Source organism: Streptomyces tanashiensis (assembly GCF_014648895.1).
GTDB classification, from domain to species: domain Bacteria; phylum Actinomycetota; class Actinomycetes; order Streptomycetales; family Streptomycetaceae; genus Streptomyces; species Streptomyces tanashiensis.
Genome location: NZ_BMRZ01000006.1, coordinates 61,510 through 79,315 on the forward strand (window position 1 = coordinate 61,510; position 17,806 = coordinate 79,315).

The 17,806-nt window shown below is 73.0% G+C and carries 20 protein-coding genes; 8 read left to right on the top strand and 12 right to left on the bottom strand.

Annotated elements, in window-relative coordinates; all coding sequences use genetic code 11:
- The first annotated feature begins 63 nt into the window (after positions 1 to 63).
- Entirely contained in the window at positions 64 to 1,614 is a 1,551-nt protein-coding gene (locus tag IE237_RS20105; protein WP_189803427.1) for a M1 family metallopeptidase, read from the top strand.
- A gap of 31 nt (positions 1,615 to 1,645) precedes the next feature.
- On the opposite strand, the gene IE237_RS20110 is transcribed toward IE237_RS20105, so the two are convergent.
- Positions 1,646 to 2,530, bottom strand: coding sequence for an oxygenase MpaB family protein (locus tag IE237_RS20110; RefSeq protein ID WP_189803428.1), 885 nt, complete (start codon positions 2,528 to 2,530; stop codon positions 1,646 to 1,648).
- A 96-nt stretch (positions 2,531 to 2,626) separates the two neighbouring features.
- On the bottom strand, positions 2,627 to 3,112 hold the full coding sequence (locus IE237_RS20115) for a F0F1 ATP synthase subunit B family protein (RefSeq protein ID WP_189803429.1): 486 nt from the start codon (positions 3,110 to 3,112) through the stop codon (positions 2,627 to 2,629).
- A gap of 158 nt (positions 3,113 to 3,270) precedes the next feature.
- Between IE237_RS20115 and sph the strand changes: the two genes are divergently transcribed.
- A complete protein-coding gene (gene sph / locus IE237_RS20120) occupies positions 3,271 to 4,263 on the top strand; it encodes a sphingomyelin phosphodiesterase (RefSeq protein WP_189803430.1) in 993 nt (330 codons plus the stop codon).
- 13 nt (positions 4,264 to 4,276) lie between these two features.
- Here sph and IE237_RS20125 read toward each other — a convergent pair whose 3' ends face one another.
- A complete protein-coding gene (locus IE237_RS20125) occupies positions 4,277 to 4,768 on the bottom strand; it encodes a hypothetical protein (RefSeq protein WP_189803431.1) in 492 nt (163 codons plus the stop codon).
- A 93-nt stretch (positions 4,769 to 4,861) separates the two neighbouring features.
- The gene (locus IE237_RS20130) at positions 4,862 to 5,344 is read right to left on the bottom strand and encodes a macro domain-containing protein (RefSeq protein ID WP_189803432.1); all 483 of its coding nucleotides are present in this window, start codon (positions 5,342 to 5,344) and stop codon (positions 4,862 to 4,864) included.
- Between the two features lie 95 nt (positions 5,345 to 5,439).
- On the opposite strand from IE237_RS20130, the gene IE237_RS20135 reads away from it, so the two are divergent.
- The 3 genes from IE237_RS20135 to IE237_RS20145 all read left to right on the top strand — a co-directional run bounded on the left by IE237_RS20135 (position 5,440) and on the right by IE237_RS20145 (position 7,025).
- Entirely contained in the window at positions 5,440 to 5,649 is a 210-nt protein-coding gene (locus IE237_RS20135) for an HTH domain-containing protein (protein ID WP_116165222.1), read from the top strand.
- Positions 5,649 to 6,203 carry a Clp protease N-terminal domain-containing protein gene (locus IE237_RS20140; protein ID WP_189803433.1) on the top strand — a complete coding sequence of 185 codons (555 nt, stop codon included), beginning with the start codon at positions 5,649 to 5,651 and terminating at the stop codon, positions 6,201 to 6,203. The genes IE237_RS20135 and IE237_RS20140 overlap by 1 nt, the downstream gene beginning before the upstream one ends.
- Before the next feature lie 87 nt (positions 6,204 to 6,290).
- Positions 6,291 to 7,025 (top strand): MerR family transcriptional regulator, encoded by a 735-nt coding sequence (locus IE237_RS20145; protein ID WP_189803434.1) that lies wholly within the window; start codon positions 6,291 to 6,293, stop codon positions 7,023 to 7,025.
- On the opposite strand, the gene IE237_RS20150 is transcribed toward IE237_RS20145, so the two are convergent.
- The 4 genes from IE237_RS20150 to IE237_RS20165 are packed head-to-tail and all read right to left on the bottom strand — an operon-like array spanning position 7,012 to position 12,774.
- Positions 7,012 to 9,186: a 3-hydroxyacyl-CoA dehydrogenase NAD-binding domain-containing protein gene (locus IE237_RS20150; RefSeq protein WP_189803435.1), complete on the bottom strand. Its 2,175-nt coding sequence runs from the start codon at positions 9,184 to 9,186 to the stop codon at positions 7,012 to 7,014. The genes IE237_RS20145 and IE237_RS20150 overlap by 14 nt on opposite strands.
- A 42-nt stretch (positions 9,187 to 9,228) precedes the next feature.
- On the bottom strand, positions 9,229 to 10,443 hold the full coding sequence (locus IE237_RS20155; RefSeq protein WP_189803436.1) for an acetyl-CoA C-acetyltransferase: 1,215 nt from the start codon (positions 10,441 to 10,443) through the stop codon (positions 9,229 to 9,231).
- A 46-nt stretch (positions 10,444 to 10,489) separates the two neighbouring features.
- A complete protein-coding gene (locus tag IE237_RS20160) occupies positions 10,490 to 11,632 on the bottom strand; it encodes an acyl-CoA dehydrogenase family protein (RefSeq protein ID WP_189803437.1) in 1,143 nt (380 codons plus the stop codon).
- Positions 11,629 to 12,774, bottom strand: coding sequence for a CaiB/BaiF CoA transferase family protein (locus tag IE237_RS20165; protein WP_189803438.1), 1,146 nt, complete (start codon positions 12,772 to 12,774; stop codon positions 11,629 to 11,631). Before IE237_RS20165 ends, IE237_RS20160 begins: the two co-directional genes overlap by 4 nt.
- Before the next feature lie 249 nt (positions 12,775 to 13,023).
- On the opposite strand from IE237_RS20165, the gene IE237_RS20170 reads away from it, so the two are divergent.
- On the top strand, positions 13,024 to 14,229 hold the full coding sequence (locus IE237_RS20170; protein WP_370468226.1) for a saccharopine dehydrogenase family protein: 1,206 nt from the start codon (positions 13,024 to 13,026) through the stop codon (positions 14,227 to 14,229).
- Positions 14,230 to 14,249: 20 nt separating this feature from the next.
- Here IE237_RS20170 and IE237_RS20175 read toward each other — a convergent pair whose 3' ends face one another.
- From IE237_RS20175 to IE237_RS20180, 3 genes are all read right to left on the bottom strand, one after another.
- Positions 14,250 to 14,624: a VOC family protein gene (locus IE237_RS20175; protein WP_189803440.1), complete on the bottom strand. Its 375-nt coding sequence runs from the start codon at positions 14,622 to 14,624 to the stop codon at positions 14,250 to 14,252.
- Positions 14,621 to 14,755 (bottom strand): morphogenic membrane protein MmpA, encoded by a 135-nt coding sequence (gene mmpA / locus IE237_RS41370; RefSeq protein WP_268253707.1) that lies wholly within the window; start codon positions 14,753 to 14,755, stop codon positions 14,621 to 14,623. The genes IE237_RS20175 and mmpA overlap by 4 nt, the downstream gene beginning before the upstream one ends.
- A 140-nt stretch (positions 14,756 to 14,895) precedes the next feature.
- Positions 14,896 to 15,591, bottom strand: coding sequence for an endonuclease V (locus IE237_RS20180; RefSeq protein WP_189803441.1), 696 nt, complete (start codon positions 15,589 to 15,591; stop codon positions 14,896 to 14,898).
- A 91-nt stretch (positions 15,592 to 15,682) separates the two neighbouring features.
- On the opposite strand from IE237_RS20180, the gene IE237_RS20185 reads away from it, so the two are divergent.
- A complete protein-coding gene (locus tag IE237_RS20185; protein ID WP_189803442.1) occupies positions 15,683 to 15,982 on the top strand; it encodes a YciI family protein in 300 nt (99 codons plus the stop codon).
- Here the strand turns inward: IE237_RS20185 and IE237_RS20190 are convergent.
- A complete protein-coding gene (locus IE237_RS20190) occupies positions 15,979 to 17,055 on the bottom strand; it encodes a WD40/YVTN/BNR-like repeat-containing protein (RefSeq protein ID WP_229842801.1) in 1,077 nt (358 codons plus the stop codon). The two genes, IE237_RS20185 and IE237_RS20190, sit on opposite strands and share 4 nt — an antisense overlap.
- Before the next feature lie 84 nt (positions 17,056 to 17,139).
- On the opposite strand from IE237_RS20190, the gene IE237_RS20195 reads away from it, so the two are divergent.
- Positions 17,140 to 17,625, top strand: a complete 486-nt coding sequence (locus tag IE237_RS20195) for a (4Fe-4S)-binding protein (protein ID WP_189803443.1) — start codon at positions 17,140 to 17,142, stop codon at positions 17,623 to 17,625.
- Positions 17,626 to 17,806 lie beyond the last annotated feature (181 nt).

Genomic DNA, 17,806 nt, shown 5'->3' on the forward strand with positions numbered 1-17,806 from the left:
GTCCGAACTAAGGACCGACGACCACCCGCGCGTCTTACGTTTCTTATGACTTGGGGAGCACCTGTGCACCGCAGAATCATCGTTCCGAGCGCCCTCGCGGCCTCCCTGCTGCTGGCGATCCCGGCATCGGCGGCCGACTTCACGCCTGGCGCCCCGGGCATCGGCGACTCCTACTACCCCGCCAGCGGCAACGGCGGCTACGACGTCTCCCACTACGACCTGCGCCTGACGTACCAGCCCGCCACGGACCTCCTGGAGGGCACGGCGACGATCCTCGCCACCGCCAAGCAGAACCTGTCCCGCTTCAACCTGGACCTCGGTCTGAAGGTCAGTGAGATCCGGGTCAACGGCCGCGTCGCGAAGTTCACCGCCTCGGGCGACCACGAGCTGGAGGTCACCCCGGCGAGCCCGCTGGCGAGGAACACCCCCCTCACGGTGGTCGTCCGCTACGCGGGCAAGCCCTCCGAGTTCAAGATCGACGGCTGGTCCGCCTGGGCCCGCACCCCGGACGGCGGCGTCGCCGCGCAGGAGCCGGACTCGGCCGTCTGGTGGTTCCCGTCCAACGACCACCCGCTGGACAAGGCCACCTTCGACGTGTCGGTCTCGGTGCCGGACGGCACCCAGGCCATCAGCAACGGCGTGCTGCAGTCGCAGTCCTCACGCCTCGGCTGGACCCGCTTCAACTGGCGCTCCAACAAGCCGCAGGCGACCTATCTGGCGACGCTGGCCGTCGGCAAGTTCGACATCACGACGGACAGGACCGCGAACGGGCTGCCCGTCCTCAACGCGTACAGCAAGGACCTCGGCGACAACGCGGGCGCGGCGCGCGCCTCGATCGAGCGCACGACCGAGGTGGCCGAGTGGCTGGAGTCGGTCTTCGGGCCGTACCCCTTCAACTCCCTCGGCGGCTACGTGCCGAACGTGACCAGCGGTTTCGCCCTGGAGACGCAGACCCGCCCGTTCTACAGCCCGCGGCAGTTCGCCAACGGCGCGAACGTCTCGGTGGTCGTCCACGAGCTGGCGCACCAGTGGTACGGCGACAGCGTGTCCGTCCGCGACTGGAAGGACATCTGGGTCAACGAGGGCTTCGCCCGCTACAGCCAGTGGCTGTGGTCGGAGAAGGAGGGCGAGGGCACGGCCCAGGAGCTGGCGGACTACGTGTACGCCACGCGGACGGCCGACGACCCGTTCTGGACGGTGAAGCCCGGCGACCCGGGCGCCGAGAACCAGTTCCACATCGCCGTCTACGACCGGGGCGCGCTGGCGCTCCAGGCGCTGCGCAACGAGATCGGCGACGAGGACTTCTTCGCGATCCTGAAGGGCTGGCCGCAGGAGTTCGCCTACGGCAACGCGCGGGTCGCCGACTTCGTGCGGTACGCGGAGCGGGTCTCCGGCAAGCCGCTGGCCGGGCTCTTCGACACCTGGCTGTACCAGCCGGTGAAGCCTGCCGCTCCGGTGGCGACCGCGGCGGGCCTCTCCGCCCCCGCCGCCGCGCCGTCGGCCCGCTCGGCCGCGAAGCCGGCGAAGCCGGTGCAGCCGAAGTCGTGGAAGAAGATCGCGGCGACGAACACGATCCACGAGAACGAGGCGCACGAGGGCCACGCCGGGCGCTGATCCCGAGCGTCCGGTCCCGCGGGGCCGTCCGTCAGCGCTGCGCGCGGCGGGCGGCCTCGCGGGCCTTTCGGGCGAGCGGCAGATAGCGCAGGCGCTCGGGGAGGACCGGGACCACGGCCCTCACGACCCGGGCGAACCGGCGCAGGGCGCGCTCCTGCGCGTCCGTCCACTCCAGGCCGATGGCCTCCCGGGCGTCCGGCGGCATCAGGCCGACGGTGAGGAAGGCGCGCGCCCGGAGGAAGGGGCGGCGGAGGACGGGCCAGAGGAGGCGGAGGGCGAGCCGGAGCGGCAGCGGGCCCCGGTCGGGGGCGGGCAGCGGCAGGTCGGTGTCGAGCAGCTCGCGTACGACGGCGGTGGCCTCGATCTCCTCGGCGAGGACCTTCCGGTAGTACGGCCAGAACGCCTCGATCGTCTGCGGCATGTCCCGGTCGTGGATGCCGAGGATCCGGCCGACCTGGAGCCACTCGGCGTACAGCTGCCGTTCCTGCGCCTCGGTGAGCGGGCGGGCGAGGAGACGGAGCCCGTGCCGGTAGACGGGGAAGCCGGTCGCGTGCACCCAGGAGTAGTAGGCCGGGGTGAGGGCGTGGTAGCGGCGGCCGTGGGCGTCGGTGCCCTGGATGGTCCGGTGCAGCTCCCGGAGCCGGCGGCCTTCCCTGGCGGCCTCCTCGCCACCGTAGATCCACAGCTGGAGCGAGCGCAGCGAGCGCTCGCCGCGGCCCCAGGGGTCGGTGCGGAAGACGGAGTGGTCGTCGACGCCGGCGCCGATCGCCGGATGGGCGACCTGCAGGGTGAGGGCGGCGGGCAGCATCAGCAGCGCGCGGACGTCTCCCGCGACGCTCCAGAGCACTCCGCCGACGGGCGGCGGCACGGGGTCGTGGCCCGCCGGGGCCCGGTCGAGCGGCTTCACACGGTCCATCGCCTTCTCCTCACGTGTCCAGGCTGCACCCATGACGAAGGGGCCGTCACCCTGGCACTGCGGCCCGGGTGACGGCCCCTTCCGGGGAGTGCGGGGTCAGGCGCGGTCGGCGCCGACCGGCTCGCCGACGATACGGGCGGCGAGGGCGTGGGCCCAGGCGTCGACGTCGGCGTTGAGCTCGCGCTCGGCGGCGGCGCGCTCCTCGGCGATCTTGGCGGTGCCGGCGGCGAGGATCGCGTCGCGCTCGGCGACGCCCTCGGCGCGGGCGGCGGCGATGGCGGCCGAGCCCTGCTCGGTGGCCTGGGAGCGGATCCGCGCGGCCTCGTGGCGGGCCTCGGCGAGCTCCGCCTCGTACTGCTCGCGGATCGCGGTGGCCTCGGAGCGCAGGTCGTCGGCGCGCCCGGTGCCGCCCTCGATGGCGTCGTCACGCTCGTCGAGCGTGCGCTTGATCTTCGGAAGGATGGCCTTCGCCATGATGAGGAAGGTGAGCCCGAACAACACCAGGCCGAGGATGAGCTCGGCCCAGACGGGGTTGAGCGGACCGAGGTCCATCTTGAAGACAGTGGAGTTCGCGAGGGTCATGCGCGCATTCTACCTGCTCCAAAAAGTGACAAATCAGACACCGGGACGAGAGTTGGCGTGATCTTGCGAGCTCGGCAAGATTCCCGGCACCCAGAGGCTACCGGAAGGTAACCACGGCTGATTGTATGTGCGGCGCCAGTCCAACCCCCCACACAATCATGGGAGTTCACGTGTCGTTCGCCGCGCTCCGCCGCGCCCCCGGCGCCGCCCTTTCGCTCGCGCTCGCCGCCGCCACCCTGGCGACGGCCGCCCCGGCCGCGTCCGCCGCCTCCACCGAGGCCCCGCGGCTGAAGGTGCTCACGTACAACACGTTCCTGTTCTCCAAGACCCTGTACCCGAACTGGGGCCAGGACCACCGGGCCAAGGCGATCCCCGCCGCCTCCTTCTTCCAGGGGCAGGACGTCGTCGTGCTCCAGGAGACCTTCGACAACTCCTCCTCGGACGCCCTCAAGGCGAACGCCGCCGCGCAGTACCCGTACCAGACCCCCGTCGTGGGCCGCAGCAAGTCCGGCTGGGACGCCACCGGCGGGTCCTACTCCTCGACCACGCCCGAGGACGGCGGGGTGACGATCCTCAGCAAGTGGCCGATCGTCCGCAAGGAGCAGTACGTCTACAAGGACGCCTGCGGCGCCGACTGGTACTCGAACAAGGGCTTCGCCTACACCGTCCTGAACGTCAACGGCAGCCTCGTCCACGTCGTCGGCACGCACGCCCAGTCGACCGACCCGGGCTGCTCGGCGGGCGAGGCCGCGCAGATGCGCAGCCGCCAGTTCAAGGCGATCGACGCCTTCCTGGACGCCAAGAACATCCCGGCGAACGAGCAGGTGATCGTCGCCGGCGACATGAACGTCGACTCGCACACCCCCGAGTACGGCACGATGCTCGCCGACGCGGGCCTGGCGGGGGCCGACGCCCGCACCGGCCACCCGTACTCCTTCGACACCGAGCTGAACTCGATCGCCTCCGAGCGCTACCCGGACGACCCGCGCGAGGACCTCGACTACGTCCTCTACCGCTCCGGGAACGCCCGGCCCGCCGGCTGGACCAACCACGTGGTCCTGGAGCAGAGCGCGCCGTGGACGGTCTCCAGCTGGGGCAAGCAGTACACCTACTCCAACCTCTCCGACCACTACCCCGTCACCGGCTTCTGACCGGAGCGTCCCCTCAGTAGGGGTAACCGCCGAAGAGGCTGTACAGCCAGGCACCGAGCACCCCGGCGACACACAGCAGGACGAACCAGGAACCGGGACTGGTGTGCCGCTCCCTACGGGGGCGGCGGCCGGGACGGGCGGCACGCGCCGCCCGTCCCGGCTTCTCCTGCTTCCCGGGCCTCCCGGCGCGGGACGGACCCGGAGCGGTCTCGGCGGCCGCGGCGACGTCGGCGAGCAGGCCGCGGCAGACGGCCGCGAGCTCCGCGGTCCCGGCCGTCAGGTCGACCACCACCTCCGTACGGGCCGGGGCGGTCGTCCCGCCGTCCAGGATCCGCCCGGCCCGCAGCAGCGCCCTGTCCTTGCCCCCGGTCGGCGCGAGGCTGATCCAGCGGCGCACGTGCTCGCCCCGGATCACCACACCGCCGCCCCGCTCCCGGTAGACGGTGTGCTCCCGCCACAGGACCCCGGCCAACTCGTCGGCCGTCTCCCTGAGTTGCGCGTACATCTGAACCCCCTGCTTCCGTGCCCCCGATTCGAACAGCCGCCGACTCTAGCCCGCACCGCCGCACGCCCCCACGACACCCCGCCCCCGCGTCCCTTAGGCGCCGAAGTCGTACACGGTGACCGGTATCCCCCGCTCCACGAGCCGCCGGAGCACCAGGGGCTCGACCTTCGCCCAGGAACCACCGGCGAGCCCGCAGCCGATGCGCGGCATGTGCACGGACGCACCGAGCTCGACCGCCTTGTCCGCGAGCGGTCCGAGGGCGGCGTCGATCGCCTCGTACCGCACGGGCGCGCCGGTGCTCCGCGCCGTCCGTATCCCCCGCTGCCCCACCAGGTTGGCCACCCAGACGTACGGCTCGACCTGGACGAACTGGGCCGCGCCGAGTCCGAAGTCGTTGCCCGCCCGCTCGCGGTGCCAGCGCCGGAAGGCCGCCTCCGGCTCCGGCCAGCGCCGCGACAGCGCGAGGACGAAGCCCTTGCCCCAGCCCCCGAGGTCGTTGCAGACGTGCGCCACGATCTTGACGCCCTTGGCCTGGGGCGCGGTGGCGTCCCCCCGTACGTACGCGATCTCGGTCATGGAGTCACCGTAGGAGGCGGCACTGACAGCGGGGGCGGCAGGCAGGGCGTCAACCAAGGTTGACACCCTTCCGTCTGTCAACCTACATTGACAGCATGACCGATGCGACCGATCTCGCCGCACGGGCCGGCGACCGCGACCCCCGGGTCGGACTGCGGGCCGTGTCCGCGCTGCGGCGACTGCTGGAACAGCTGGAGGCCGTCCAGGTGCGCAGCGCGCGCAACCACGGGTGGTCGTGGCAGGAGATCGCGACCGAGCTGGGTGTCAGCCGGCAGGCCGTCCACAAGAAGTACGGGAGGCAGTGATGTTCGAACGGTTCACGAAGGCCGCGCGCGCCACGGTGAAGGGCGCGGCCGCGCACGCGGAGCGCGGCGGCGCGGCCGTCGTCACCCCGGAGCACCTCCTCCTGGCCCTGCTCGACCGCGAGGACACCCGCGCGGCGGCGGTGCTCGGGCGGCTCTGCCCGCCGGAGCGCCGCCCGTCCCTGCTCACCGCGCTCTCCGACGCGCGGCGCCGGGCGGGGCTCTCCCGGGCGGACGCGGAGGCCCTGGCCGGCCTCGGCATCGACGTCGGCGCGATCGTCGAGCGCGTCGAGGAGACCCACGGCGCGGGCGCGCTGGCCGGCGACCGCAAGGACGCCGGGTGGTGGTCGGGCCGCCTCACCTTCTCCCGCGAGGCGAAGACCGTCCTGGAGAAGTCGCTCCGCGTGGCCCTGGCCCGCAAGGACCGCGAGATCGGCGACGAGCACCTCCTGCTGGCCCTCACCGCCCTCGGCGGCGTCGTCGCCGAGGCGCTGGCCGACCACGGCGTCACCTTCGCCTCCGTCGACACGGCACTCTCCTCGCCCGCGCCCCTCTGATCCCCCGAACCCCGCTGAGGGGCCGACCGGTGAGACGAGCCCTTCGGGGGCTTTTACAGCAGTGGTGAGACAGCAATACTGTCCAACATGGAGCAGCTGAGCGACGGACAGGCGCCCGTGTACACCGTGGACGAGCTGGCCGCCCGGGCCGGGGTCACGGTGCGGACCGTACGGTTCTACGGGACCCGGGGGCTGCTGCCGCCGCCCGTCATCGGCGCGCGCCGGGTGGGGCACTACGGGCAGGACCATCTGTCGCGGCTCGCGCTGATCGAGGAGCTCCAGCGGCAGGGGATGACGCTGGCGGCGATCGAGCGGTACCTGGAGCAGCTGCCGCCGGACCTCAGCGCGCAGGACCTCGCGATCCACCGGGCCCTGGTGGCCTCCTGGGCGCCCGAGTCCGCCGAGACGATCACCCGGCGCGAGCTGGAGCGGCGGGCCGGGCGGACGCTCACCGAGCAGGACGTGGACCGGCTGGCCGCGATGGGCGTGCTCGACCGCACCGACGACGCCGACACGTACCGGCTCGACGGGGCGCTGCTGCGCCTCGGTGTGGAACTGCTCGACGTGCCCATCGAGCACGAGACGATCCTCGCCTCCCGGACCGTGCTCCTGGAGCACGCGCGCGCGGCGGCGCAGGAGCTGTCCCGGCTCTTCCGGGACGAGGTGTGGAGCCCGTACCGGGAGAGCGGGGAGGACCCGGACCACCTGAGCGCGATGAAGTCGCTCTCGGCGCACATGCAGCCGATGGTGGTCCAGGCCCTCCTCACCGCTTTTCAGCGCTCACTGAGCGAGGAGCTGCGGAGCGCCTTCAGGAGTCGCTGAAGGTCTCGCCGCGCTCGGCCTTCTCCACCAGGAGGGCCGGCGGGGCGAACCGCTCGCCGTACGTCTCCGCCAGCTCGCGCGCCCGGGCGACGAAGCCCGCGACGCCGCCCTCGTAGCCGTTGATGTACTGGAGGATTCCGCCGGTCCAGGCCGGGAAGCCGATGCCCATGATGGAGCCGATGTTGGCGTCGGCGACCGAGGTCAGGACGCCCTCCTCCAGGAGCCGGACGGTGTCCAGCGCCTCGGAGAACAGCATCCGCTCCTGCATGTCGCGGAACGGGATCTCGTACCCCGGCTTGGCGAAGTGCTCGCGCAGCCCCGGCCAGAGCTTGCCGCGCCTGCCGTCCTCGCCGTACTCGTAGAAGCCGGCGCCGCCGCTGCGGCCGGGGCGGCCGAACTCGTCGACCATGCGGTCGATGACGGCCTCGCCCGGGTGCGTGACCCAGGTCCCGCCGGCCTCCTCGACGGCCTTCCTCGTCTCGTTGCGGATCTTGCGCGGCAGGGTGAGGGTCAGCTCGTCCATGAGGGAGAGGACCTTCGCCGGGTAGCCGGCCTGGGCGGCGGCCTGCTCGATCGAGGCGGGCTCGATGCCCTCGCCGACCATGGCGACGCCCTCGTTGATGAAGTGGCCGATCACCCGGGAGGTGAAGAAGCCGCGCGAGTCGTTGACGACGATCGGCGTCTTGTTGATCTGGCGGACCAGGTCGAAGGCGCGGGCGAGGGCCTCGTCGCCGGTCCGCTCGCCCTTGATGATCTCGACGAGCGGCATCTTGTCGACCGGCGAGAAGAAGTGCAGGCCGATGAAGTCGGTCTGGCGCTCGACGCCCTCGGCGAGGACGGAGATCGGCAGGGTCGAGGTGTTGGAGCAGAGCAGCGCGTCGGGCTCGACGACGTGCTGGATCTCCTGGAAGACCTTGTGCTTGAGCGAGGTGTCCTCGAAGACCGCCTCGATGACCGCGTCGCAGCCGGCCAGGTCCGCCACCTCGGCGGTGGGCGTGATGCGGGCGAGGAGGGCGTCCGCCTTCTCCTGCGTGGTGCGGCCCCGGGAGACGGCCTTGGCGCAGAGCTTCTCGGAGTACGCCTTGCCCTTCGCCGCGGACTCGGCGGAGACGTCCTTGAGGACGACCTCGATGCCGGCGCGGGCGCAGGAGTACGCGATGCCGGCGCCCATCATGCCCGCGCCGAGCACGGCGACCTTGCGGACCTGCCTCTTCGCCACGTCCTTCGGGCGGCTCGCGCCCGAGTTCACGGCCTGGAGGTCGAAGAAGAACGCCTGGATCATGTTCTTCGCGGTCTGGCCGATGACCAGCTCGGTGAAGTAGCGGCTCTCGATGACGAGCGCGGTCTCGAAGTCGACCTGGGAGCCCTCGACGGCGGCGGCCATGATGGCGCGGGGCGCCGGGTAGGGCGCGCCGTTCAGCTGCTTGCGCAGGTTGGCCGGGAAGGCGGGCAGGTTCGCGGCGAACTTCGGGTTCGACGGAGTGCCGCCGGGGATGCGGTGGCCGGGGACGTCCCAGGGCTGGTGGGACTCCGGGTGGGCGTCGATGAAGGCGATGGCCTTGGCCATCATCTCCTCGGGGGTGGCGGCCACCTCGTGGACGAGCCCGCTGTCCAGGGCGCGCTTCGGGGCGTACTGGGTGCCCTGGAGCAGCACCTTGAGGAGGGCGTCGGTGATGCCCATGAGGCGGACGGTGCGGGCGACGCCGCCACCGCCCGGCAGCAGGCCGAGGGTGACCTCGGGCAGGCCGATCTTGGAGCCGGGGGCGTCGAGCGCGACGCGGTGGTGCGAGGCGAGGGCGATCTCGTAGCCGCCGCCGAGCGCGGCGCCGTTGATGGCGGCGACGACGGGCTTGCCGAGGGTCTCGATGCGGCGCAGCGCCGTCTTGATCTCGATGGCCGAGTCGAAGATGTCCTGGGCGTGCTCGGGGCCCGCCTTGACCATGTCCTTGAGGTCTCCGCCCGCGAAGAAGGTCTTCTTCGCGGAGGTGTAGATGATGCCGCGGATGGAGTCCTTCTCGGCCTCCACGCGGTCGGCGATCGCCTTGATCGAGGCCCGGAAGGCCTGGTTCATGGTGTTGGCGGACTGGTTGGGGTCGTCGAGGACGAGGGTGACGATCCCGGTCTCGTCCTGTTCCCAGCGGATGGTGGTGCTCTCGCTCATGACTGCTGCTTCTCCGTAAGAAAAGGGGTGCGGACGGGACGGTCAGACGCGCTCGACGACGGTGGCGATGCCCATGCCGCCGCCCACGCAGAGGGTGGCGAGGCCGTAGCGCTTGTCCTGGCGCTCCAGCTCGTCGACGAGGGTGCCGAGGATCATCGCGCCGGTGGCGCCGAGCGGGTGGCCGAGCGCGATGGCGCCGCCGTTGACGTTGACCTTGTCCAGGGAGACGCCCATGTCCTTGACGAACCGCAGGACGACGGCGGCGAAGGCCTCGTTGATCTCGATGAGGTCGATGTCGTCGATGGTGAGGCCGGCCTTGGCGAGGGCCTTGCGGGTGGCCGGGGCGGGGCCGGTGAGCATGATGGTCGGCTCCGAGCCGGAGACGGCGGCCGAGACGATCCGGGCGCGGGGCCTCAGCCCGTACCGCTCGCCGACCTCCTTGGAGCCGATGGCGACGAGGGAGGCGCCGTCGACGATGCCGGAGGAGTTGCCGGCGTGGTGGACGTGGTTGATCTCCTCGACCCAGTGGTACTTCTGCAGGGCGACCGCGTCGAAGCCGCCGAGCTCGCCGATGTCGGCGAAGGAGGGCTTGAGGCGGGCGAGGGAGTCGGCGGTGGTGCCTGGGCGCAGGAACTCGTCGTGGTCGAGGACGGTGAGCCCGGCGCGGTCCTTGACGGGGACGATCGAGCGGGAGAAGCGGCCGTCCTTGACGGCGGCCGCGGCGCGCTCCTGGGAGAGCGCGGCGTACTCGTCGACGTCGCGGCGGGAGAAGCCCTCGATGGTGGCGATGAGGTCGGCGCCGATGCCCTGGGGGACGAAGTTGGTCTCCAGGTTGGTCATCGGGTCGGCGAACCAGGCGCCGCCGTCGGAGGCCATCGGGACGCGGGACATGGACTCGACGCCGCCGGCGAGGACGAGGTCCTCCCAGCCGGAGCGGACCTTCATCGCGGCCATGTTGACCGCTTCGAGGCCGGAGGCGCAGAAGCGGTTCTCCTGGACGCCGGCGACGGTGTCGGGGAGGCCGGCGGCGATGCCGGCGATCCGGGCGATGTCGGAGCCCTGGTCGCCGACCGGGCCGACGACGCCGAGGACGATGTCGTCGATGGCGGCCGGGTCGAGTTCCGGGTTGCGGGCCTGGATCTCCCGGATGAGGCCGACGACCAGGTCGATGGGCTTGGTGCCGTGCAGGGAGCCGTTGGCCTTGCCGCGTCCGCGCGGGGTGCGGATCGCGTCGTACACGTACGCTTCGGTGCTCACGGAAAGCCTTTCGCGATGAGGGTGGGGAGGAACGGGCGGCGGGAGGTCAGCCGAGGAGGGAACGGCCGATGATCTCCTTCATGATCTCGGTGGTGCCGCCGTAGATGGTCTGGATCCGGCCGTCGGTGAAGGCACGGGCGACCGGGAATTCGCTCATGTAGCCGTACCCGCCGTGCAGTTGCAGGCAGCGGTCGGCGACCCGCTTCTGGAGTTCGGTCGCCCACCACTTGGCCATGGAGGCGTGGACGGCGTCGAGGGCCCCGTTCGCGTGCTCCTCGATGCAGCGGTCGACGAAGGTCCGGGTGACGGCGCACTCGGTGGCCATCTCGGCGATCTCGAAGCGGATGTGCTGGAGCCGGGAGAGCGGGCGGCCGAAGGCCTCGCGCTCCTTGACGTAGGTGGTGGTGAGCTCCAGGAGGTGCTCGGCCCCGGCGATGCCGGCGACGGCGATGGCCAGACGCTCCTGGGCGAGGTTGGTCATGAGGTGGATGAAGGCGCCGTTGAGCTCGCCGAGCAGGTTCTCCTTCGGGACGCGGACGTCGTTGAAGAAGAGTTCCGCGGTGTCCTGGGACTTCTGGCCGATCTTGTCGAGGTTCCGGCCGCGCTCGAAGCCCTCCGCCCCGCGCTCGACCACGAGGAGGGAGAGGCCGTGGGCGCCGCCCTCCGGGGTGGTGCGGGCGACGACGACGACCAGGTCGGCGAGGATGCCGTTGGAGATGAAGGTCTTGGAGCCGTTGAGGATCCAGTGGTCGCCGTGGTCCTCGGCGGTGGTGCGGATGCCCTGGAGGTCGGAGCCGGCGCCGGGTTCCGTCATGGCGATGGCGGTGACGAGCTCGCCGGAGCAGAAGCCGGGCAGCCAGCGCCGCTTCTGCTCCTCGGTGCCGAGCGAGGTCAGGTACGGGCCGATGATGTCGTTGTGCAGGCCGATGGCGAGTCCGGGGGCGCCGGCCCGGGTGAACTCCTCCGCGAGGACGGCGCCGTAGCGGAAGTCGGGGTTGCCGCCGCCTCCGTACTCCTCGTCGACGGCGATCCCGAGCAGCCCCTGCCGTCCGGCGGCGAGCCAGACCTCGCGGGAGACGATGCCGTCCTTCTCCCACTGCGCGTAGTGGGGCAGCACCTCCTTGTCCAGGAAGGTGCGGACGACCGCCCGGAAGGCCTCGTGGTCGGCGGTGTACAGCTGACGCTTCATGCTTCGGGCTCCTGGATCTTCAGGGCGGGGACGGCCCAGTCGCGGGCGACCTCGGCGGTGTCGGCACCGGGCAGGGCGGGGCCCGTGCGGAGGGTGCCGGGGGTGACGGAGAAGCGGGGCGCGGGGGCGGGCTGGGCGATCCCGTCCCGCTCCTCGAAGGTGGCGCGGGCCGCCAGGTGCGGGTGCGAGGGGGCCTCGCGCAGCGAGAGGACGGGGGCGACGCAGGCGTCGGAGCCGTCGAAGACGGCGGTCCATTCTTCGCGGGTACGGCTCCGGAAGCGGTCGGCGACGGCCGTGCGCAGCTCGGGCCAGCGGGCGAGGTCGCGGCGGGCGGGGGCCAGGTCCTCGATGCCGAGGAGGCGGACGAAGTCGGCGTAGAACCGCTCCTCCAGGGCGCCGACCGCCATGTGGCCGCCGTCGGCGGTCTCGTACACGCCGTAGAAGGGGCAGCCCCCGTCGAGCAGGTTGACGCCCCTCCGGTCCTGCCAGCCGCCGGCCGCGAGCATCGCGTGGATCATGGTGGTGAGGTGCGCGGTGCCGTCGACGATGGCGGCGTCGACGACCTGGCCCTCGCCGTGCGTCCGGGCGTGCTGGAGGGCGGCGAGGACGCCGATGACGAGGTAGAGGGAGCCGCCCGCGTAGTCGCCGACGAGGTTGGCGGGGATGGTGGGCGGGCCGTCGGGGTCGGGGCCGATCATGCCGAGGGCGCCGGTGATCGCGATGTACCCGATGTCGTGGCCGGCGGTCGGGGCGAGCGGTCCGTCCTGGCCCCAGCCGGTCATCCGGCCGTAGACGAGGCGCGGGTTGCGGGCGAGGCAGGCCTCGGGGCCGACGCCGAGGCGTTCGGCGACGCCGGGACGGTAGCCCTCGACCAGGATGTCGGCCCGCTCGACGAGGTCGAGCACGGTGGCGGGGCCGTCCTCGGCCTTGAGGTCCACGAGGACGGAGCGCTTGTTGCGGTTGGTGAGGTCGCGGGCGGGGTCGATGCCGAGGCCGGCGCCGCCGGGGCGGTCGACGCGGACGACGTCGGCGCCGAGGTCGGCGAGGAGCATGGTGGCGAACGGGCCGGGTCCGATGCCGGCGAGTTCGACCACGCGCACCCCTGTGAGCGGGCCGTTGCGGGCGGTGTGCGTCGTGCTCATCGAGCCCCCAGGCATGTGTGACACCAATGATGTAACACCGGAGATGCTAGGAACGTGTTCCATTCGGCACAAGCCCCCCGGCCGAGCAAGCGCTTGGAAATTGCGGAGGCCGGGCTCCGGGCGGGAGCGCGCCCGGGGGCGGGGAGGCCGGGGCCGCCGGGGTCCGGGCGGGAGCCCCGCCCGGTTCCGCTATCCTCCGCCGACGACAACCGCGCGCGGCGGCGCGGTACGGCCGAGACGAGGGTCTTGATGGAGACAGGGGCGGGCGTGGGGCGCGAGACCGGAGCCAGACCGTACGACGTGGTCCTCTTCGGGGCGACCGGCTTCGTGGGCGAGCTCACCGCGGAGTATCTGGCCGAGCACGCCCCCGCGGAGTGCCGCTGGGCGCTCGCCGGGCGCAGCCTCGGAAAGCTGGAGGCGCTGCGGGACCGGCTCGCCGCCGGGCGACCCCGACTGGCCGGCCTGCCGCTGGTGGTCGCCGACTCGGCAGACGCGGGCTCGCTGCGGGAACTCGCCGAGTCCGCTCGGGTGGTGGCGACGACGGTCGGCCCGTACGTCTGGTACGGAGAGGGGCTCGTCGCGGCCTGCGCGGAGGCGGGCACGGACTATCTCGACCTGACGGGCGAGTCCGAGTTCGTGGACCTCATGTTCGTACGGCACGACGCGCGGGCCCGGGAGACCGGCGCCCGGATCGTGCACGCCTGCGGTTTCGACTCCGTCCCGCACGACCTGGGCGTGTACTTCACCGTGCGGCAGCTGCCCGAGGACGTGCCCCTGCGGGTCGACGGCTTCGTCCGGGCCGGGGCCACGTTCTCCGGCGGCACCTTCGCCTCGGCGCTGACCGCGTTCGGCCGGGGCCGGGAGATCCTGCGGGCGGCGCACGAACGCCGCCTGCACGAGCCGCGCCTGGTGGGCCGCAGGGCCCGCGCACCGTTGGGCGGACCGCGGTTCAGCCCGCAGACGGGCACCTGGGCGCTGCCGCTGCCGACGCTCGACCCGCAGGTCGTGGCGCGCTCGGCGGCGGCGCTGGAACGCTACGGACCGGACTTCCGCTACCGGCACTACGCCTCCGTGAAGACGCTCCCGATGGCCCTCGGGGGCGCCGCCGTCGTCGGTGCGGGCGTGGCCGCCGCCCAACTCCCGCCGGTCCGCTCCTGGCTGATGGAGCGTTACTCGTCGGGCCAGGGACCTTCGGCCGAGCGGCGCGCCCGCAGCTGGTTCTCGGTCCGGTTCGTCGGCGAGGGCGGCGGACGACGGGTCTTCACCGAGGTCTCGGGCGGCGACCCGGGCTACGACGAGACGGCGCGGATGCTCGCCGAGTCGGCGCTCTGCCTCGCCTTCGACCCCCTGCCGAAGACCGCCGGCCAGGTGACGACGGCGGTGGCGATGGGCGACGCCCTGACCGAGCGCCTGCGGGCGGCGGGCATCCGCTTCCGGGTGGCGCACCGGGGCTGAGACCCGCTGTTCGGGCGTCGTCAGAGCCGTACGAGCCGGAAGGGGTGGCCGGCCGGGTCCGCGTAGACGCGCCAGGGGACGTCGCCGGTCTCCCCGTCGAGCGGCACGGCTCCGAGGGCGAGGACGGCCTCGTGGGCGCCGGACAGGTCGTCGACCCGCACGTCGAGGAGGAACTGCTGCTCGGGCGCCCCCCAGACGGGCGGGCGGTGGTCGGCGACGCCCTGGAAGGCGAGGACCGGGCCGCCGCCGTCGCCGCGCAGGACGGCGGAGCCCTCGCCGACGGCCCACCGCGGATCGGGGCTCTCGACCTCGCCGCCGATCAGCCGCCGGTAGAACTCCGCCAGTTCGAGGGCGTCGGGGCAGTCGAGGACGACGCACCGGAGCCGCCCGATCACCCGAGCGTCCAGCTGGTGAGGACGTACAGGATGGCGCAGGTCCAGGCCAGGGCGAGCACACCGGCGCCGGCGAGGACCAGAGTCAGGCCGCGTCCGGTCGAACGCGGCGGAACGGAAAGGGGAGTTGTCATGAGCCCCACTCTGCCGGGCCGGGCGGCGGACCGGAATCCGTACGCGTACTCAGACCTCCCCGTGGCACCTCACGGCCCGGCCGGGTGTCTTCGCTCAGTCCTCCCCGAGCGCACCTCACGGCCCGGCCGGGTGTCTCCTCTCAGTCCTCCCCGAGCGCTTCCTTCAGGGCCCGGCGGCAGAGCGAGTCCGCGCGGCGCGTGGTCTCGGGGATCCGGTAGCGCGGGGCGAGATGGAGGGTCTGGGCGCAGGCGTTGGCGAGGGAGACGCGGTGGCCCACCGAGACGAACACCGGCTTCACACGGGCCTGGGTGCGCACGGCCCGGCCCACCTCCTCGCCCTCGGCGAGCAGCGGGGCCGCGTCGCCGCGGGCGGGGCCCGGCTCCGCGTAGGTGAAGGTGAACGGGTTCTTGGCGACGCCGATGGACGCCCGCCCGGTGAGCACCCCGAGGTGGCTGGCGAGCCCGAAGCGGCGGGGGTGGGCGAGGCCGTAGCCGTCGCAGACCAGGAGGCCCGGGTCCGCGGTCAGGGCGTCGAGCGCGGCGAGCACGGTCGGGATCTCCCGGAAGGCGAGGAGCCCGGGGACGTACGGGAAGGAGACCCGGCCGACCGCCGTGGCCTCCTCCACCACCTCCAGGGTCCGGGCGTCGAGCACGACGGCCGCCGCGGCGACGAGGTCCCGCTCGTCGTCGTAGGCCACGTCGAGGCCGGTGACGTGGCCCTCACCGACCGCCGGGCCCTCCTCGTCGCGCACCAGCCGTCCGCGCAGCTCCCGCTGGACGGCCCGGGCGGTGGTCTCGTCGGCGGGCCAGCCCGCCGGAATCTCGATGATCGTCATGATGCGGGCCACCCTACGGCCGGCGGGGCGGCCGTTCCGAGGGCTGGGACGTCCCGGCCCCGGCCGGGTGGCGGCCGGTAGCCTGGCGATCATGTTCGTACTGGAATTGACCTACACCGCACCCGTCGAGCGGGTGGACGCGCTGCTCGACGCGCACGTCGAGTGGCTCGACGCGCAGTACGCCGAGGGCGTGTTCCTGGCGTCGGGGCGGAAGAACCCGCGGGACGGCGGGGTGATCCTGGCCGCCGGGGTCGACCGCGCGGAGATCGAGAGGATCGCGGCGGCCGACCCGTTCAGCGTCGAGGGCGTGTGCGCCTACCGGATCACGGAGTTCTACGCGACCAAGACGGCCGACGGGATCGCCGCGTACCGGGAGGAGCTGCCCGCCTAGGGCCTGGTGGCCAGCCGGGCTATGCGGCCCTTCTCGCCCGAGGCCCAGCAGGAGCCGTCCGAGGTGCAGTCGACCGTGTCGTACGAGCCGGTGTCGACCGTGCGCCAGGTGCGTCCGCCGTCCGTCGTGAGGTCGGTGCCGGTCGGGCCGACGGCGAGCGCGGCGGTCCTGCTGTGCGGGAGCCAGGCGACGCCGGAGCGGTAGGCGGGCGGCGGCGTGGCCGAGGGGCGCCAGGTGCGGCCCCCGTCGGTGCTGACCGCGCCGGCCTGCGGGGACGGCTGGTCCTTGCGGTAGTCGCCGCCGACGGCGATGCCGTGCGTCCGGTCGCGGAAGGCGAGCCCGAAGACGCCGCGGGCCGGGTCGCCGGCCGGGACGGGCGTGTCGGTGGCGGTCCAGGTCAGGCCGCGGTCGGCGGAGTGCAGCACGCGCGCGGTGGCCCCGCCGCCCGTGGCGAGCCACACGTCCCGGGGCCCGGCCGAGACCAGGCACTGGCCGCTCGCGGCGAAGCCCGCCTCGCCGGGGAGCGCGTCGGGCATGCCGGCGCTCGGCAGGACCTGCCAGGACCGGCCGCCGTCGCGGGTGGAGAGGATGCGGTACTTGCCGTCGACCGGGTCGCTCATGGCGAGTCCGTGCCGTCGGTCGAAGAAGGTCATGCAGTCGTAGAAGGCCCGCGCGTCGGTGTTGCGGAAGGACTCGGTCCAGGTGGCGCCGCCGTCCTCGGTGCGCAGCACCCGGGAGGCCTCGCCCTCCCCGATGGCGAGGACGACGGCCCGGCGGGCGTCGAAGGCCTCGACATCACGGAACTCCAGGTCGCCCGCGCCGGCCGGCGACACGTTCCGCCAGCTCCGGCCGCCGTCGGTGGTGCGCAGCACCGTGCCCTTCGAACCCGCGGCCCACGCGGTCCCGCGGTCGACCGGGGCGAGCCCCCGGAAGCGGGCGTCGGTGCCGGTCGGTGTCACCTGCCAGCCGGCCGCTGCCGTGGGGGTCTCCCCGGCCCGCGCCGGGGCGGCCAGGGTCAGCGCGAGCGCCGCCCCGATCAGCCCCACCGACATCATTCGTCTCGTCTTCCCCATGGACGTCATGGCGCCGGAAGCTAGTGCCCCGGGCCGCTCCGCGTCCAGGGTGCGTCCCCGGCCGGGCGTTCCTAGGCTGGTCACATGAGCGACCGTGCGACCGACCCGACGAGCGAGCGGGCGGGCGACGAGAAGCCGAGGCTCAAGGAGTACGAGGGCGAGGGCATCACCGTCACCTTCGAGCCGCGCCGTTGTCTGCACGCGGCGGAGTGCGTCCACGGCCTGCCGGAGGTCTTCGACCTGTCCCGGCGCCCGTGGGTGCTGCCCGACGCCGCCGAACCGGCCCGGGTCGCGGAGGTCGTCCGGCGCTGCCCCTCGGGAGCCCTCCAGTACCACCACCGCCCCGAGGACGCCGTGGCCGAGCCCCCGGACTCCCCCACCACGGTGCGCCGCAACCCCGCCGGCCAGCTGGTGGTCCGCGGCGACCTGGTCGTGACGGGCGCGTACGGTGACCGCCACGAGACCCGGGCGATGCTCTGCGGGTGCGGGGCCTCGGGAAATCAGCCGTACTGCGACCACTCCGGCCCCTGCGCGGAACCGGAGGACGACGACGTCCCGGAGCAACGCTGACGCCCGGCTCGGCCGGGTGCGCGCATCGACCCCAGCCGGCCCGCACACACCCGCCCACCCCGGCCACGCGCGCGAGCACGCCCGACGGCATCAGCCCACCACCGCCCTCGCACCGGACGCGCTTCGGGACCCCCGGTGACACAGGTCACGTAGGGGCCGAGTGCACGTTCCCGCCGTCCCG